Below are 16,006 nucleotides of genomic sequence, written 5' to 3'. Positions count from 1 at the left end.
ACTAATCCAGTTTTGCGGATTTGGTTGTAAGACAAAAAGTGCGGTTAAGTTTATATGTGTTTTCCTTTTTCTTTTTGAGCCGCGAAATCTGCACCTTTTGCTAACATTCTTAATTGTAAAATTACGCGTGTTTTGAGTTGTTCTCTTTCAGCTTTATTCATATCTAAAGCATTTGCTCCAGCGGTGAAGACGATAGTCACAATGCCTTCAGCTTGAACATATGCAATATATTGAGAATACTGATGCTTAGATGAAATATACTCTGCGAGTTCATCGACAAAATGTTTGATTTCTCGTGCGGCTGCAGTGCGAAATGCTTGGGAGGTCCCCGAGCTTTCACGTAATAATAAGCGGAAAACATTTGTGCTATTGGTAATAAATTCAAAAAACGTATCAACAGAAACAGAAATTACACTACCACCAGCATCGATACGTTTACGCGCTTGTCGCATTAATTGACGCAAAATTAAACCAGCTTCATCTACCATTTCTAAGCCTAATTCATCCATGTCACTAAAATGACGATAAAATGAAGTTGGCGCAATACCCGCTTCACGAGCGACTTCCCGTAAACTTAAGTTGGAAAAGCTTTTTTCCGCACTGAGCTGATTAAACGCGGCATTTACTAAGGCTCGACGTGTTTTCTCTTTTTGAATTGCACGAACCCCGGCCATTATTTTTCTCCGGCTAAAATCAATTTTACTTCACTGCTGATTGCACCAGCTACGCGTTCGTAACGGTTACGTAAAGGTGAACCAGGTCGATAAACCAAAGCAATAGTGCGTGATGGTTCAGGTGAGTGACAAGGAATATATTTTACACCTTTACGAGCACCTTCATTTAATACAGCAAGTTCAGGCATAAACGTGATACCAGCATTTGCAGAGACCATATTGCGCAAAGTTTCTAGGCTTGTGGCTTGGAAGTGGGCATTTTCTTTTGCGCCTGCTGTGAAGCAATAATCTAAAGCCTGATTACGTAAGCAATGACCATCATCTAACATTAGCATTTCTTGCCCTTTCAGCTGATTCATTGACATTTTCTTTTCTTTTGCCCAAGGATGTTCATCTGATACGGCGAGTAACATTTTCTCGTTGAAAATAGGTACTTCAATAAAAGCCTCAGTTTCCGGAACAGTGGCAACGATGGCACAATCTAAACGTCCCGTTTCCAATTGTTCTAATAATTGATGCGTTTGCGCTTCATAAAGAAAAACTTCTAAATCAGGGAATGCCGCTTTTAACGTTGGCACAATATAAGGGAGCAAATAAGGACCAACTGTTGGGATTAAACCGATGTGTAATGGCCCTGTCATTTCTTTACCTTGATTGCTCGCCATTTCTTTCAATAATTTTACTTCTCGAAGAACTGTGCGAGCCTGATCAACCAATAACATCCCAGATTGAGTAAACAACACTTTACGGCTAGTGCGCTCTAACAAGATGATACCGAGTTCATCTTCTAATTTACGAATTTGGCCACTTAATGTTGGTTGACTCACATTGCAAGAATCGGCAGCGCGGCGGAAATGTTTATATTCTGATAAGGCTACAAGGTATTCTAAATCTCGGATATTCATTTGATTCTTCCTATAGAAAACTTCAATTAAAAAAATAGAATTAATTGATTGTAACTATACCATAAATTTCCCTATAATCCAGCGCATTCAAATTAAATCAACAACCAATAGGAGAATAATGATGATGTCTAATATGGAAGGCAAAAAAGTCCCTCAAGTGACATTTCGCACTCGTCAGGGTGATAAATGGGTTGATGTAACTACCTCTGAATTATTTGATAACAAAACAGTGATCGTGTTCTCATTACCGGGCGCATTCACTCCAACTTGCTCATCATCACACTTACCACGTTATAACGAATTAGCACCAGTATTCAAAAAATACGGTGTAGACGATATTCTCGTTGTATCTGTAAATGATACTTTCGTGATGAATGCGTGGAAAGAAGACGAAAAATCTGAAAACATCACTTTCATTCCAGATGGTAATGGTGAGTTTACAGAAGGCATGGGAATGCTTGTTGGTAAAGAAGATTTAGGTTTTGGTAAACGTTCTTGGCGCTATTCTATGTTGGTGAAAAATGGCGTAGTAGAAAAAATGTTTGTTGAACCAAATGAACCGGGTGATCCGTTCAAAGTTTCTGATGCAGACACAATGTTAAAATATCTTGCGCCACAGCATCAAATTCAAGAATCTATTTCAATCTTCACTAAACCAGGTTGTCCGTATTGCACAAAAGCAAAACAACTTTTACATGATAAAGGATTAAGTTTTGAAGAAATTGTATTAGGCCATGATGCTACTATCGTGAGTGTACGCGCGGTTTCTGGTCGTACTACTGTTCCACAAGTGTTTATTGGTGGTAAGCATATTGGCGGTAGCGACGATTTGGAAAAATACTTTTCATAAGCAGGCAAGTATTTAGCTGATTATTATTTGGGAATGTAATTTAAAGGGCGCATAATGCGCCCTTTTTATTTGTACGAATTTATTGCAGAAATTAATAATGCGGTGGTGGCGTTTCTTCCGCTTGGCTTGCAATATTTGTGGGATGAAAATCTTTTAATTTACTTGCCACATAGCGTAGCTGAACTTGCATTTTATCAAGCGCAAATTGTTGTTGAACTAATGCATGATTCAGTTCGTCTAATAGTTGCTCTTGAAACGCGATTTTGGTTTCAAGTTCAGCAATACGATTTTCTAATATTTGTTCAATGTGCATAAAATTTCTCTAAATTTTAAAAAAAAGTTGAGAATAGGTTAAAAGCGATTTAATCTAGCCTCAGAATTATTTCATTTATTATAAAGGATTAACGCATATGTTAAAAATTCAAAAATTATCTATCGCAGCATTAATGGTAAGTGCGGTGATTTCTGGCCAAGTTTTTGCGGAAGAAAAAGCGCTTGATGAAAAAGCTGCCTCTTATGCCGTGGGTGCATTAATGGGTGGGCAAATGAAAGATTTGGTCGATGCGCACAAAGAAGTGATTACTTATGATAATGCTCGTATCTTAGATGGTTTAAAAGATGCTTTAGAGGGTAAAGTTGATGTGCGTAAAGATGAAAATGTACAAAAAACTTTAGAAGCTATTGAAGCGAAATTAGTATCTGCATCAAAAGCAAAAGCGGAAGCCATTGCGAAAAGTGCTCAGGAAGAGGGAGATAAATATCGCGCTGATTTTGCTAAAGACAAAGATGTTAAAACGACTAAATCAGGTTTACTTTACAAAATTGAAAATGCAGGTAAAGGTGAGGCAATTAAGGCTACCGATACTGTAAAAGTGCATTACACTGGTAAATTACCAAATGGCAAAGTATTTGATAGTTCTGTGGAACGTGGTCAACCGGTTGAATTCCAATTAAATCAAGTTATTCCAGGATGGACAGAAGGTCTTCAATTGGTGAAAAAAGGTGGCAAAATTCAGTTAGTGATTCCACCAGAGTTAGGTTATGGTAAACAGGGTGCCGGTGCTTCTATTCCACCTAATTCAACTCTCATTTTTGATGTAGAAGTTTTAGATGTAAATCCTAAATCAGAAAAATAATACTTCTAGTCATGGCACGTGTTTTTTTAATGCGTGCCATTTGTTATAAAAACTCAGTGAATTTTGACCGCACTTTTAACCTCGAACCATGACATTAAACGATAAACAACCTTTCACGGATGAAGATCGCACGATTATTAATTCTTATAAAGCGGTTGTTGATGGCGTTAGCGCGCTGATTGGCGAACACTGTGAAATCGTTTTACATTCTTTAGAAGATATTGAGCATTCTGCTATTTGTATTGCAAATGGCCATAATACGAATCGTCAAGTAGGCTCACCAATTACTGATTTGGCATTACGTTCACTCCGTAATATTCAAAGTGAAAGTGTTTCTAAGCCTTATTTTACTCGCACTAAAGGCAGTGTGTTGATGAAATCTGTCACGATTGCGATTCGTAATAAAGCTCAACGTATTATTGGTTTACTTTGTATTAATATTAATTTAGACGTCCCCATTTCACAATTTGTACAGGCTTTTATGCCAACAGAAAAAACAGAAGAAACATCAGCCGTCAATTTTGCAAGCTCTGTTGAGGATTTAGTCAATCAAACTATTGAGAAAACCATCGAGGAAGTAAATACTGATCGTATGGTGGCCAATAACACTAAAAACCGCCAAATTGTCTTATCCCTGTATGAAAAAGGCATTTTTGACATTAAAGATGCGATCAATTTAGTAGCTGAGCGTTTGGATATTTCCCGCCATACGGTCTATCTGTATATTCGTCAAATAAAACACGAGCAAGAATAATGCGCTATGTACTTGCAGTTAAAAGCCCTATTTATGGTCAGCAAGGGGCTTTTTTAGCTTACCAATTTGCCAAAGCATTGATTGAAAAAAAACATGAGATCGCCCAAATTTTCTTTTTCCAAGATGGTGTGACGAATGGAAACGCATTAGTTTATCCTGCTAGTGATGAAGTCAATTTGCAAAAGTGTTGGCAAGATCTTGCTATGATGCATCAAATCCCATTGCACCTTTGTGTTGCCGCTTCACAACGTCGTGGTATCGTGGATACTTTAATGGCAGAAAACCCAGAAAACATCAATCTTGCTGAGGGCTTCACGATTGCGGGGCTAGGTGAATTTATATCGGCAACATTAAAGGCTGAGCGAGTCATCACATTATGAAAATTGCTTTTTTGTTTAAAACCGTTCCCCATGGCACCGCACTTTCCCGTGAGGGATTAGATGCATTACTTGCCGCAACGGCTTTTTGTGATGAAGAGGATATTGGCGTATTCTTTATAGATGACGGTGTGCTGAATCTTGTTTCTTATCAACAACCAGAACATATTCTCCAAAAAGATTTTATTCGCACCTTTAAATTGTTAGATTTATATGAAATAACACAACGTTTCATTTGTTCAGAAAGTTTGGAAAAATTCGGTATTTCGTCAGAGCAATGTATTATTTCAGCTGAAAAAATGGATCGTGCTTCTTTTATGTCCAAACTGAATCAAGCTGAAAAATTGCTGACTTTTTAAGGAAAATCATGCTTTATACTTTTTCACAAGCAGATTATGCGCAAAGAGAACTTGAGGGGTATTTTGCGAATATTACTGAGAATGATGCGGTGGTGTTATGGCAAGATGGCGTCTTGCTCGCAATTAAATATCCGCATTGTTTTGAACAATGCCCAGCTGAATGTCTGTTGTTAGAGCAAGATATTCTGGCAAGAAATCTCACCTCACTTTTACCTAGAGAAAGTAAAGTGCGGTCTATTACTACGCTGGATTTTGTGGCGATAACGCAGAAGTTTTACCCGCAATTAGCACTTTGAATTAAACTAAATTTGTCACAGTGTATTAAGCAGGTAAAGTTTTTTCTCATTTGTTCCCCATTCCCTTCTAGCCAGAATCATGCCTTACCTCTTTTTATTATAATCGGTTTAGCGGGCGTTTATTTTTTACGTTTCGCTCTTGGATGAGCCTGATCGTACACTTCCGCCAGATGTTGAAAATTTAAGTGAGTATAAATTTGTGTGGTGGAAAGATTACTATGCCCAAGCAATTCTTGCACGGCGCGTAAATCAGAACTGGCTTCCAACATATGCGTCGCAAAGGAATGACGTAGTTTGTGCGGATTAAGATGGCTATTTAAGCCTTGACGAATTCCCCAAGTTTCCAAACGTTTTTGAATGGCACGATGAGAAATACGATTTCCAAGCTGGCTAACAAATAACGCCTCATCTTTTGGGTTAAATAATGCCCGCACTTTTAACCATTCTTGAATGGCATGTGAAGCATAACGCCCAAATGGCACTACACGCTCTTTGTTACCTTTCCCGATAACACGCACTTCCCGCACTCGGGTATTAATGCTGTTTAAATCTAAGCCTTGTAATTCCGATAAACGTAAACCTGAACTATACATTAATTCCAAAATCGCACGATCACGAATATCAATCGGCTCTTTGCTATCGTTGGCAAGCAACTGTTGAACTTGCTCGCCATCCATATTTTTCGGTAAATGTTTGCCTTGTTTCGGTGCGGAAATGCCTGTGGCGGGATTTACTTTCAATTCGCCTTGTTGCACCAAAAAACTGAGAAATCGCCGCAATGCGGATAAACGCAAAGCCAAGCTTTTTTCTTTTAAACCTTGTTTTTTACTTTCCGCCAAAATAAAGCGCACCACGCTGGGTGTCACTTGTGCCCAAGCATGAATATCTTGTTGCGCTAAAATTTTGATGATGGCATCAAGTTGATGTTGATAATTGGTGAACGTGTGAGGGCTCATTTGGCGTTCAATCCGCAAATAATCCCAATAACGATTTAACGCGGTTAGCATTACAGACTCAATTCAAATAAACGTTCTTTCGGGTTTAATTTAAACCCTTCCGATTCCAACATTGAATATTGATTTTGCGCTAATTCTGCCACTAAACGATTGGATTGCGTGAAATGCACGAAGTCTTTTGCTTTAGAAATCAACGCCGCATAAATCTCCGTTTGTTGCGCATGTTCCAACACAAAAATATCGGTGATTTGCCAATAGCGTTGTAATTGTAAAGAAGAAAGGCGAGGGAAAAGCTGCACAAAGCCAATAGCCTTTTCATTTTCATCCACTGCAATAAAAAACAGGCTTTCATTAAAACGCATACGATTAGTTAAAAAAGCCAAGGTGCGTTCTGGATTCTCTGCTTGTCCATAGGCTTGGCGATAAGCTTCAAAAAGAGGAAGAAGCACGTCAATATTCCATTGTTCAGCTTTGAAAAGTTTCATAATTGGTTATTTTTTATTGGTTCCATACAGGTAATTGTAGCTTTTTAGCACAAGATAATCATCTTTCTATGAGAATTTTTTTAATTTTATGATCTTCTGCAAAGAATCGTGGCGAAATTTTGGTATAGTAAGCGAGTTAATTTTATCAACTATGGAGAAACAAAAATGGCACGTCGTCCTTTAGTGATGGGTAACTGGAAATTAAACGGTTCCAAAGCGTTCACCAAAGAATTAATCGAGGGATTAAAAGCAGAATTACATGATGTAACAGGTTGTGATGTGGCAATTGCCCCCCCCGTTATGTATTTAGGTACGGCTGAAGCAGCACTTTCTGGTTGTGGTTGCAGCTGTGGCGGTAAAAGTGTGATTCAATTAGGCGCACAAAACGTAGATGTGAACGTAAAAGGCGCATTTACCGGTGACATTTCTAGCGAAATGTTAAAAGATTTTGGTGCAAAATATATCATTATTGGTCACTCTGAGCGTCGTACTTATCATAAAGAAAGTGACGAATTTATTGCGAAAAAATTCGCCGCACTTAAAGAAGCAGGCTTAGTGCCAGTATTATGTATCGGTGAAACTGAAGCTGAAAACGAAGCAGGCAAAACAGAAGAAGTGTGTGCCCGCCAAATTGATGCAGTAATCAACGCATTAGGTGTAGAAGCATTCAACGGTGCAGTGATCGCATACGAACCAATCTGGGCGATCGGTACGGGTAAATCTGCGACCCCAGCACAAGCACAAGCAGTTCATGCATTTATCCGCAGTCACATCGCTGCGAAATCTCAAGCCGTGGCAGACCAAGTGATTATCCAATACGGCGGTTCTGTAAATGATGCCAATGCCGCTGAATTATTTACTCAGCCTGACATCGATGGCGCATTAGTAGGTGGCGCATCATTAAAAGCGCCAGCATTTGCAGTAATTGTAAAAGCAGCGACAGCAGCGAAAAATTAATTTTCATTTAATTAGAATAACAACAAAGTGCGGTGAATTTTCACCGCACTTTCGTTTATGAATTCAAGCAAACTGCATCGCCAATTACTGCCCATTCGTTTGATCAAGAATTTTCGTCACCACTTTCAAATACTCAATCGCTAAGCCCTGTTGTGCAACACTGGCATTAAAAACCAAGTCTTCGGAAAGTACACCACAAGGTTGGTCTTTTGGTACTTCACCATTTTCGTAAGCCTCAAAATCCTCTCGCCAATCGCCTTCGAAGTAATAATGTTCTAAGCGTTTCATTTTGGGCAAAAACGCCTGCCATTTTTCCAAAAACTGTTCAGCCTCGGCAAGAAAACTATTTGCTTCATCTAAAATACTTTCCATTTCGGCAAGTTGGGATAAACGTTCTTTTGATAGCATATTTTTTCCTTATTAAATAGTGATGTGGTCGGAGTAGATTGTATCCCACTTTCATCACTGAGGTATTTTATCTATATTTCAGGAAAAATGAGGTTAAATAGATTAAAAATTTAATGTCAATCTTTGTAAAGTTTGGTAAAGATACTTTCTATTTAATTTGATAGTCTGTAGAATCCCTGCGACAATTTAAAATTGCAAGGTGTAGGTAGTATTTAGTCGTTTATCTACTATTTTTCACAAGTCGAGCAATGGACTGACATTTATCTATTCAATTTTAGGAGAAAAACTGAATGAACAACATTTTCAAAGTAATTTGGAATCATGCCACCCAAACTTGGACTGCTGTAGGTGAATTGGCATCAGCCAAAGGCAAATCAAAATCTATAAAATTAGCCGTAATTTCTACCGCACTTTTTTCTACTGGAGTATATGCTGCACAACATACCGCAGCAGATGGTTTAATCTCAGTATCAGATAGAGCAGACGGTACTGCACTTACTAATACTGAAAACGCACAAGCTACGGGTAACAATGCGATTGCCGCCGGAAGAAAGGCAAAAGCAGAAACCGCTAACTCAGTAGCCATCGGTCCGAGCGCCGAAGTGCTGCTACAAACTACAGTACCGTACAATTCAAATGGTATTGCCATCGGTGCGCAGGCGCGTATCCAGCCCAAAGTTAACGGCAATGCCGAATCAGGCACTTTCGACGATTCGATTGCAATCGGTACGCGTACACTTGCAACGGCAAGCAATGCCATTGTGATCGGCCGTGACGCAAGCGGTATGCGCAATCAACAGGCCGCAACTTATCAAAGTGGTGAAAATATCATTGCCATCGGTAACAGCGCCAGAGCAGACTGGGAAAAAAGCATTGCCATCGGTACAAATTCCAGCACCGTCTCCCCTGAAGCAATAGCGGTTGGTACCAATTCGATGGCATCCGGCGGCGGCAACAAAGGCGGCGTTGCCATCGGCTCGATTGCTCATGCCAATGCCGTCGGCACAGTAGCCTTGGGCTCCGGTTCCAATGCAAGTAATGAGAACAGCATTGCAATGGGTTTTAAAGCCAGCTCAGTTCGTAAAAATACAGTTACGGTAGGCCCTAATGCTTTCAGCAAGGGCGACAATGCCGTAACTATCGGTGATGGCGCAATGTCCGGCTGGAACAGTGCAAACCGTGCGGTTACAGTTGGTGCCAATGCTCATACTGTAACGGATGACGGACTGTCCGTCGGATACAATGCATTTGCCGGCAATTTCCGCTCTACTGCGATTGGTAAAAATGCCGTCAGCTATGGCGAGCAAGCATTGGCTTTGGGTTCTGCAGAAGCAGGTGGCGGCGTAAATAACGCATCTGCCGGAGCCGCCTACCAAAAAAGCACGATGGCCATCGGCAACAATTCATCTGCCGTAGGCACGAATTCTATTGCCACGGGCGACAACAATATCGCATTCGGTACCGGAGCAACCGCCGGTGTCGCACAAGCATCTGTCAACGACATCAAAACAGCTTATACGAATTATCGTACGGCATACGAGACATACGCCAATTTGGACAAAACGGCTGAAAATGCAAAAGCCAATGCCGGCGCGCTCAAAAATATCGTTGCCGACCTTTCGAGCAATCTGAAAACATTCTATTATAACTATACAAATGCTGGCGCTTTATACAGACATGCCTCTGAGTTCCAAGCTGCCTTGACAACCGCGGGCCTCAGCTTTGAAGCGCTGGGAACGCTAACGAATGAATTTGCAAAACAATCAGACACCTCAGATGCCAATATTGCAAAAGTCCTTGCCAAGAAAGCTGATATTGAAAAATTTGCCAATATCACTGATACACAGGTTGGCGGGAAAAACGAAAAATTGGCCCATCTTGTTGCCTTGGCGAAAAAACTGAACAACAAGATTACCGAGTTGGAAAAGGCAAATGCTGAGTCTGCTGCAGCAGCCAAAGCATTCTCTGACGGTAAAGCCGCACACGATGCAGCTAAAACAGCTTTTGAAACAAGCTATGCCGGCAAGAATGCAACTAATGCCATCGCAATCGGTGCATCTTCTGAAACTGCATCTAACAGCTCTACCGCAGTAGGTCACGGAGCCAAAGTGCACGGTACCTCACCTAATGCAGTGGCAATCGGTGCTAATACTCGTGCTGGTGAATCAGGCTACACTACTCGTGACGGAGCTAAACGATACTTCACGACAGATGCAGCCAATGCAACCGTCGTAGGTTCAAACAGCCTTGTTGCTTTAGAAAACTCTACTGCCGTTGGTTACGACAACATAGTAAGAGCTAAAAATGCAGGTGCATTTGGTACTAAAAATAGAATTGGCGAATGGGATTACAAGGTTACGGGTGCAGATACAGCTTCAGCCACGCCTAAAGAAGGCCAAACCGGAGAGAATTCTTTCGTTGTTGGTTCAAACAACGGGGTATGGGCAAAAAATGTCATGGTGTTGGGTAATAATGTCAGAGTCTATGGCATAGGCCGCCGCCAGGAAAACCGTGAAAACGCCGTTGTACTAGGTAACAACAGTGATGGCGAGCCGACCGTGAAAAAAGTCAACTCCGCCAATGTAAACGGTATGGTGTACAGCGGTTTCAAAGGCAACTTGGGCGCAACCAAAACAGATGGCTCTGAAGCTGAAAAAGCAGATAATGAATTGCAAGGCCGTTTCGTTTCTATCGGTGCGGCAACTACAGATAAAAACGGAGCCACCGTTTACGGCGAACGCCAAATCAAACACGTTGCAGCGGGCGAGATTTCTTCTACCTCGACCGATGCGATTAACGGTTCGCAACTTTATGCAGTCGCTTCTGGCTTGCGTGATGCCTTCCCTGTGGTTTATACCGATGCAGCAGGCAATAAAGTCGTGAAATACCCTGACGGTAAATACTACCCTGAAGGTACGACTTTTGATGCACAAGGCAACCCGTCCAAGCCGGCCGTAACCAATGTTATCGCTTCTATGAACAACCCAGACAACACCGAAGCAGGCAAAGCGGGCGATAACGTAACCTTAACCAACGTGGCACCGGGTGCGAATACTTACGACTTCGACAAAGACGGCAACCCGTTAGTCAAAATCGGGGATAAATACTATGCTCAAGATAACGTTGAAAATGGTGTACCTAAAAAACCAGATGAGACAAAAACTCCAGCAACAGAAGCAGAGAAAGACCCGTATGAAAAAGCAGCTACAGGCTTGGCTAATTTGGAAGGTTCCAAAGGCAGCAATGCCCTAACCGTTGCCGATGCGAATAAAATGGGCTGGGTGGTTTCTGCTAATGGTAATGATTATGCCGATAACGTAACCAATGCACGCCAAGTTCGCTTCAACGGCAAAAACGGTATTAAAGTAACGGGTAACACCGACGATGAGACCGGCATCCGCAATATCAACATCGAGTTGGAAAAGAGCGATGTGGTTAAAGCGGGCGAATATAAAATCGGCGATAAGACTTACGTCAATGTCAACGGCAAGCTTTACGACAAAGACAGCATCGATCCGAAAACAGGAAAAGAGAAACCGAATGCACAACCTTCTGACTATACTGTAGATGATAACGGTAATGTGACTAATACCAAAAAACCAACGGAAACAGTAGCAGTAGATAAAGGTGACAACTTTGTTAACGGCAACACGGTTTACAAAGCAATCCAAGAATCCGGTTGGACTGTAGGGAAAGCGAAAGATGCCCTTGCAAACGACAAATTCGAAAATAAGGATGAAAAAGTTAATCCGAATGATGAAGTTCGTTTTGCAGATGGCAAAGGTATCACAGTAAAAACTGCGACTGTTGATAAAATCGATGCTAAAGGTGACAAACAAACCACAACCGTGGTGAAATTTGACACTGATTTGCCTATTAATTACGCAAACGTGAAAAATGCAGCTGGTGATAATTTAACACAAGCGAATGATGGTAACTGGTATAAAGCAGCCGATGTTAATGCAGACGGTACGTTGAAACCGACCGACGGCAAAGCGCCTGAAGCTCAAAAACCAGTGAAGACAGGGGCAACTTTAGCTGATGGTAAGTCAAACGCTACTACCCCATATAAAAATGAGGATGTTTATACTTACACAACAGATCCTAAGACAGGCGAAGTAAAAGCTACACCAAAAGGTTATGATGCAGCAAAACCTGAGAATAAAGATTCGATTGTGAAAGGTAAAGACGGCGTTCAATTAAATAATGTAGGCTGGGCTGAAAAACCTGATCAAGCGGTAAATAAAGACCAACTCGACCAAACAGTAAACAAATCGGGCTTCTTTGTTCAACAAAACGGTAAAACAACCGTAGAAAAAGCTGAAGACAAAGAAGAAAAAGATCCGGCGAAATCTGAAAAAGTAACGCCTAATGATGTGGTTAACTTTGTAGATGGTAAAGGTACTACGATTAGAGCAGTAACTAAACGTGATGCTAACGGCGTGGATACCACAACGGTTTCTGTAGATGTAGACACCAGCAAGTTAAGCGTGCCAAAAGGTGCAAATACCATCGCCTATAACGATGCCGGTGAGCAGATCGTAAAAGTAGACGACAAATACTACAAACCGAGCGACTTGACCAATGGCAAGCCGAATACCGGTGCAGTAGAACAAAAACCGGCTACACCGGCAACGGACAAACCAGTTGATCAGGCGAAAAATGGTTTGGTTGATTTAGCCAACTCAAATGCTGGAAACGCAATGACCGTCAAAGATGCGCAAAACCTGGGTTGGGTCGTTTCAACCTCCGACAACAACAAAGCCGCACCTGTGAAAAATGCGGATGTAGTTGACTTTAAAGCTGAGCCAAACACAGGCATTACCGTGAAAGGCGATGTTAAAGACGGCAAGATGACCGTAACCGTAGGCAACGACTACTTCAAAGCAAACGCTACCGGCGAAGCTGCGAAAGCAACCGGACCAAACAGTGTGGCAATCGGCGGAAACAGCAACGCTGCCGTTGAAGATGCAGTTGCCATCGGCAACGGTGCCGCAGTCAAACCGGAAGCAGCCAAAGGCTCTGTCGCAATCGGAGCAGGTGCGCAGGCAGGTAAAGCACATACCGGTGCTTACAGTCTTGATCCTTCGGCAACTGTTGCAGGCCAACCAAGCGACGCCACCCGTGTCGTTTCCGTAGGCAGCAAAGGTAACGAAGCGCAAATTCAAAATGTTGCAGCAGGTGTTGTGTCTAACACCTCAACAGATGCTGTAAATGGTAGCCAATTACATGCAACTAATGTTCAAGTGAATAATCTTAGTCAGGTTATTAACAATCATGCAGGTGAACTTAACCGCCTAGACAGAAAAGTCAATAAATATGGCAAAGAGGCTCGTGCTGGTATCGCTGGTGCAAATGCAGCAGCTGCGTTACCACAGGTTTATACACCAGGTAAATCAATGGTTGCCGCAGCAGCTGGTACCTTCAAAGGTCAAAATGCTTTAGCGGTTGGTTACTCTCGTGCAAGCGATAATGGCAAGGTGATCTTTAAACTTCAAGGTAACGCAAACACCAGTGGTGATGTCGGTGCCGGAGTTGGCGTAGGTTACCAATGGTAATGGCATAATCGTCCATGATGGGATTTTCCCATCATGAATAAATCCTAAAAGTGCGGTGAAAATTCACCGCACTTTTTTATTTTCTTAGCTTCACCAATTCTACTTCGTGATTTTCCCCTTTTTTTAGAATTAAATTGGCTCGTTCTCGTGTTGGCAATATGTTCTGATTAAGATTTAATCCATTAATTTCATCCCAAATTTTGCTTGCTGTGGCAATGGCTTCTTCTTTTGATAACTTTGCATAGTGCTTGAAATAAGAATTAGGATCAGTAAAGGCACTTTCACGGAATTTTAAAAATCGTTTGATATACCATTCTTTTAATAAATGTTCTTCTGCATCAACATAGATGGAGAAATCAACAAAGTCAGACACGAAGGTTTGATTTGCTTTATTGTTGCCTGTTTGTAGCACATTTAATCCTTCTAAAATGAGAATATCCGGTTGATCGACAACATCAAATTTATTGGGAATAATGTCGTATGTCAGGTGAGAATAAATTGGTGCATGAACGTTTCTTTTACCCGATTTTACATCAGCAAGAAAGCGAATGAGTTTGGGCGTGTCATAGGAAATGGGAAACCCTTTCTTTTGTAACAGATTATTTTGCTTGAGTTTCTCAAGTGGATAGAGAAAGCCATCAGTAGTAATAAGTTCAACTTTTCGCTCTGTTGGCCAATGGGAAAGAAGGGACTGTAATATCCGTGCAGATGTGCTTTTCCCTACAGCCACACTGCCAGCAATACTGATAATATAGGGAATTTTAGTATTGTTTCTGCCGAGAAATCGATGTAATACCGTTTGGCGACGTAAATTCTCATCGATGTAATAATTAATTAAGCGTGTCAGGGGTAAATAAATTGTGCTGACTTCATCCAGTGAAAGTTCTTCGTTAAAACCTAGGAGAGGCTTAAGATCTTGCTCTGTGAGTTTTAACGGAACGGATTTACGTAATTCAGCCCACTGTGTGCGATTGAAGCTTAAAAACGGGGTTAATTGATTTGAAAATTCCATGATGTAGTGATTTTATCGTGAAATAAATGCGAGAAAATATACTCTATAACATGAAATTTCGCATTGATTTTTCAGCATACTTCATGATTTCTGACTAAAAAATCACATTTTTGCTTGTGATTTAAACGAATAGACAAAAAAAATAAATTTTTTAGAAAAAACACTTGTCAGGAAAAGTTTTTTCCATATAATACGCCTCACTTGCTTACGACACGCCGACTTAGCTCAGTAGGTAGAGCAACTGACTTGTAATCAGTAGGTCATCAGTTCGATTCCGATAGTCGGCACCATTCCTTCGTATCAAGTATTCATTTAGCGTGGAGGGGTTCCCGAGCGGCCAAAGGGGGCAGACTGTAAATCTGTTGGCTCAGCCTTCGAAGGTTCGAATCCTTCTCCCTCCACCATCTTTTAGATGAATCCTGATGGGACAGACGAATTTAGGACTTGCGGGCATCGTATAATGGCTATTACCTTAGCCTTCCAAGCTAATGATGCGGGTTCGATTCCCGCTGCCCGCTCCAAACGCTGATATAGCTCAGTTGGTAGAGCGCACCCTTGGTAAGGGTGAGGTCGGCGGTTCAAATCCGCCTATCAGCACCATCCTTCATTTCTCTCTTCCTTCAATTATAGCAAACAATTTTATTGGTTAATGTGGTTTAATTTACCCATCGATAACCGTGTCTATTTAGAGGGACTCTTTAAATGTCTAAAGAAAAATTTGAACGTACAAAACCGCACGTAAACGTGGGTACAATCGGCCACGTTGACCACGGTAAAACAACTTTAACAGCAGCAATCACCACCGTATTATCTAAACACTACGGTGGTGCAGCTCGCGCATTTGACCAAATCGATAACGCGCCAGAAGAGAAAGCGCGTGGTATCACCATCAACACTTCACACGTTGAATACGATACAGCAACTCGTCACTACGCACACGTTGACTGTCCGGGACACGCTGACTATGTAAAAAACATGATTACTGGTGCGGCACAAATGGATGGTGCTATCTTAGTAGTAGCAGCAACTGATGGTCCAATGCCACAAACTCGTGAGCACATCTTATTAGGTCGCCAAGTAGGTGTTCCATACATCATCGTATTCTTAAACAAATGCGACATGGTAGATGATGAAGAGTTATTAGAATTAGTGGAAATGGAAGTTCGTGAACTTCTATCTCAATATGACTTCCCAGGTGACGATACTCCAATCGTACGTGGTTCTGCATTACAAGCATTAAACGGCGTAGCAGAATGGGAAGAAAAAATCCTTGAATTAG

General features: G+C 41.3%; 16 protein-coding genes and 4 tRNA genes. 13 read left to right on the top strand and 7 right to left on the bottom strand.

Annotated features, from left to right (window positions below):
- Window positions 1-50: 50 nt before the first annotated feature.
- Entirely contained in the window at window positions 51-674 is a 624-nt protein-coding gene (fabR, locus tag KP713_RS08030) for an HTH-type transcriptional repressor FabR (protein ID WP_048953364.1), read from the bottom strand.
- Window positions 674-1,579: a DNA-binding transcriptional regulator OxyR gene (gene oxyR, locus KP713_RS08025; protein WP_215770359.1), complete on the bottom strand. Its 906-nt coding sequence runs from the start codon at window positions 1,577-1,579 to the stop codon at window positions 674-676. The genes fabR and oxyR overlap by 1 nt, the downstream gene beginning before the upstream one ends.
- Window positions 1,580-1,703: 124 nt before the next feature.
- On the opposite strand from oxyR, the gene pgdx reads away from it, so the two are divergent.
- Entirely contained in the window at window positions 1,704-2,429 is a 726-nt protein-coding gene (gene pgdx, locus KP713_RS08020) for a hybrid peroxiredoxin PGdx (RefSeq protein WP_106014309.1), read from the top strand.
- Between the two features lie 91 nt (window positions 2,430-2,520).
- Here pgdx and KP713_RS08015 read toward each other — a convergent pair whose 3' ends face one another.
- Window positions 2,521-2,742 (bottom strand): SlyX family protein, encoded by a 222-nt coding sequence (locus KP713_RS08015; RefSeq protein ID WP_048953360.1) that lies wholly within the window; start codon window positions 2,740-2,742, stop codon window positions 2,521-2,523.
- A 97-nt stretch (window positions 2,743-2,839) separates the two neighbouring features.
- Between KP713_RS08015 and fkpA the strand changes: the two genes are divergently transcribed.
- The 5 genes from fkpA (at window position 2,840) to KP713_RS07990 (ending at window position 5,351) form a co-directional block, all read left to right on the top strand.
- On the top strand, window positions 2,840-3,565 hold the full coding sequence (fkpA, locus tag KP713_RS08010; protein ID WP_215770358.1) for an FKBP-type peptidyl-prolyl cis-trans isomerase: 726 nt from the start codon (window positions 2,840-2,842) through the stop codon (window positions 3,563-3,565).
- 88 nt (window positions 3,566-3,653) lie between these two features.
- Entirely contained in the window at window positions 3,654-4,319 is a 666-nt protein-coding gene (locus tag KP713_RS08005) for a helix-turn-helix transcriptional regulator (RefSeq protein ID WP_215770357.1), read from the top strand.
- Window positions 4,319-4,699 carry a sulfurtransferase complex subunit TusD gene (tusD, locus tag KP713_RS08000; protein ID WP_065265680.1) on the top strand — a complete coding sequence of 127 codons (381 nt, stop codon included), beginning with the start codon at window positions 4,319-4,321 and terminating at the stop codon, window positions 4,697-4,699. Before KP713_RS08005 ends, tusD begins: the two co-directional genes overlap by 1 nt.
- On the top strand, window positions 4,696-5,055 hold the full coding sequence (tusC, locus tag KP713_RS07995; protein WP_215770356.1) for a sulfurtransferase complex subunit TusC: 360 nt from the start codon (window positions 4,696-4,698) through the stop codon (window positions 5,053-5,055). Before tusD ends, tusC begins: the two co-directional genes overlap by 4 nt.
- Before the next feature lie 8 nt (window positions 5,056-5,063).
- Window positions 5,064-5,351 carry a DsrH/TusB family sulfur relay protein gene (locus tag KP713_RS07990; protein WP_106013771.1) on the top strand — a complete coding sequence of 96 codons (288 nt, stop codon included), beginning with the start codon at window positions 5,064-5,066 and terminating at the stop codon, window positions 5,349-5,351.
- A gap of 119 nt (window positions 5,352-5,470) precedes the next feature.
- On the opposite strand, the gene xerC is transcribed toward KP713_RS07990, so the two are convergent.
- Together xerC and KP713_RS07980 are read right to left on the bottom strand one after the other, a co-directional pair.
- Window positions 5,471-6,358, bottom strand: coding sequence for a tyrosine recombinase XerC (gene xerC, locus KP713_RS07985; RefSeq protein WP_215770355.1), 888 nt, complete (start codon window positions 6,356-6,358; stop codon window positions 5,471-5,473).
- Entirely contained in the window at window positions 6,358-6,792 is a 435-nt protein-coding gene (locus KP713_RS07980; protein ID WP_005629228.1) for a GNAT family N-acetyltransferase, read from the bottom strand. The genes xerC and KP713_RS07980 overlap by 1 nt, the downstream gene beginning before the upstream one ends.
- A 165-nt stretch (window positions 6,793-6,957) precedes the next feature.
- Here KP713_RS07980 and tpiA point away from each other — a divergent pair, with 165 nt between their 5' ends.
- Entirely contained in the window at window positions 6,958-7,749 is a 792-nt protein-coding gene (gene tpiA / locus KP713_RS07975; RefSeq protein WP_215770354.1) for a triose-phosphate isomerase, read from the top strand.
- A gap of 84 nt (window positions 7,750-7,833) precedes the next feature.
- Here tpiA and KP713_RS07970 read toward each other — a convergent pair whose 3' ends face one another.
- Window positions 7,834-8,157, bottom strand: coding sequence for a DUF4298 domain-containing protein (locus KP713_RS07970; RefSeq protein WP_215770353.1), 324 nt, complete (start codon window positions 8,155-8,157; stop codon window positions 7,834-7,836).
- A 290-nt stretch (window positions 8,158-8,447) separates the two neighbouring features.
- On the opposite strand from KP713_RS07970, the gene KP713_RS07965 reads away from it, so the two are divergent.
- Window positions 8,448-13,715, top strand: a complete 5,268-nt coding sequence (locus tag KP713_RS07965) for a YadA-like family protein (RefSeq protein ID WP_215770352.1) — start codon at window positions 8,448-8,450, stop codon at window positions 13,713-13,715.
- A 76-nt stretch (window positions 13,716-13,791) separates the two neighbouring features.
- Here the strand turns inward: KP713_RS07965 and coaA are convergent, their stop codons facing one another.
- Entirely contained in the window at window positions 13,792-14,727 is a 936-nt protein-coding gene (gene coaA / locus KP713_RS07960) for a type I pantothenate kinase (protein ID WP_065265688.1), read from the bottom strand.
- Between the two features lie 214 nt (window positions 14,728-14,941).
- Here coaA and KP713_RS07955 point away from each other — a divergent pair.
- From KP713_RS07955 to KP713_RS07935, 5 genes are all read left to right on the top strand, one after another.
- Window positions 14,942-15,017, top strand: a tRNA-Thr gene (locus KP713_RS07955).
- A gap of 29 nt (window positions 15,018-15,046) precedes the next feature.
- A tRNA-Tyr gene (locus KP713_RS07950) sits at window positions 15,047-15,131 on the top strand.
- 42 nt (window positions 15,132-15,173) lie between these two features.
- A tRNA-Gly gene (locus KP713_RS07945) sits at window positions 15,174-15,248 on the top strand.
- Window positions 15,249-15,251: 3 nt separating this feature from the next.
- Window positions 15,252-15,327 (top strand) — tRNA-Thr (locus KP713_RS07940).
- Window positions 15,328-15,429: 102 nt separating this feature from the next.
- Window positions 15,430-16,006: GTP-binding protein (locus KP713_RS07935; RefSeq protein WP_215770351.1), on the top strand; the 577-nt coding region annotated here is incomplete at its 3' end.

This window comes from Haemophilus sp. SZY H36 (genome assembly GCF_018829625.1).
In the GTDB taxonomy this organism is placed as follows: domain Bacteria; phylum Pseudomonadota; class Gammaproteobacteria; order Enterobacterales; family Pasteurellaceae; genus Haemophilus; species Haemophilus haemolyticus_K.
Note: the sequence above shows the minus strand (reverse complement) of the source record. Positions and strands in the feature narration are given on the sequence as shown.

What these genes read in the sequence shown, in the direction of transcription:
- fabR (WP_048953364.1), bottom strand. Translation starts at nt 674, where the DNA reads ATGGCCGGGGTTCGTGCAATTCAAAAAGAGAAAACACGTCGAGCCTTA.
- oxyR (WP_215770359.1), bottom strand. Translation starts at nt 1,579, where the DNA reads ATGAATATCCGAGATTTAGAATACCTTGTAGCCTTATCAGAATATAAA.
- pgdx (WP_106014309.1), top strand. Translation starts at nt 1,704, where the DNA reads ATGTCTAATATGGAAGGCAAAAAAGTCCCTCAAGTGACATTTCGCACT.
- KP713_RS08015 (WP_048953360.1), bottom strand. Translation starts at nt 2,742, where the DNA reads ATGCACATTGAACAAATATTAGAAAATCGTATTGCTGAACTTGAAACC.
- fkpA (WP_215770358.1), top strand. Translation starts at nt 2,840, where the DNA reads ATGTTAAAAATTCAAAAATTATCTATCGCAGCATTAATGGTAAGTGCG.
- KP713_RS08005 (WP_215770357.1), top strand. Translation starts at nt 3,654, where the DNA reads ATGACATTAAACGATAAACAACCTTTCACGGATGAAGATCGCACGATT.
- tusD (WP_065265680.1), top strand. Translation starts at nt 4,319, where the DNA reads ATGCGCTATGTACTTGCAGTTAAAAGCCCTATTTATGGTCAGCAAGGG.
- tusC (WP_215770356.1), top strand. Translation starts at nt 4,696, where the DNA reads ATGAAAATTGCTTTTTTGTTTAAAACCGTTCCCCATGGCACCGCACTT.
- KP713_RS07990 (WP_106013771.1), top strand. Translation starts at nt 5,064, where the DNA reads ATGCTTTATACTTTTTCACAAGCAGATTATGCGCAAAGAGAACTTGAG.
- xerC (WP_215770355.1), bottom strand. Translation starts at nt 6,358, where the DNA reads ATGCTAACCGCGTTAAATCGTTATTGGGATTATTTGCGGATTGAACGC.
- KP713_RS07980 (WP_005629228.1), bottom strand. Translation starts at nt 6,792, where the DNA reads ATGAAACTTTTCAAAGCTGAACAATGGAATATTGACGTGCTTCTTCCT.
- tpiA (WP_215770354.1), top strand. Translation starts at nt 6,958, where the DNA reads ATGGCACGTCGTCCTTTAGTGATGGGTAACTGGAAATTAAACGGTTCC.
- KP713_RS07970 (WP_215770353.1), bottom strand. Translation starts at nt 8,157, where the DNA reads ATGCTATCAAAAGAACGTTTATCCCAACTTGCCGAAATGGAAAGTATT.
- KP713_RS07965 (WP_215770352.1), top strand. Translation starts at nt 8,448, where the DNA reads ATGAACAACATTTTCAAAGTAATTTGGAATCATGCCACCCAAACTTGG.
- coaA (WP_065265688.1), bottom strand. Translation starts at nt 14,727, where the DNA reads ATGGAATTTTCAAATCAATTAACCCCGTTTTTAAGCTTCAATCGCACA.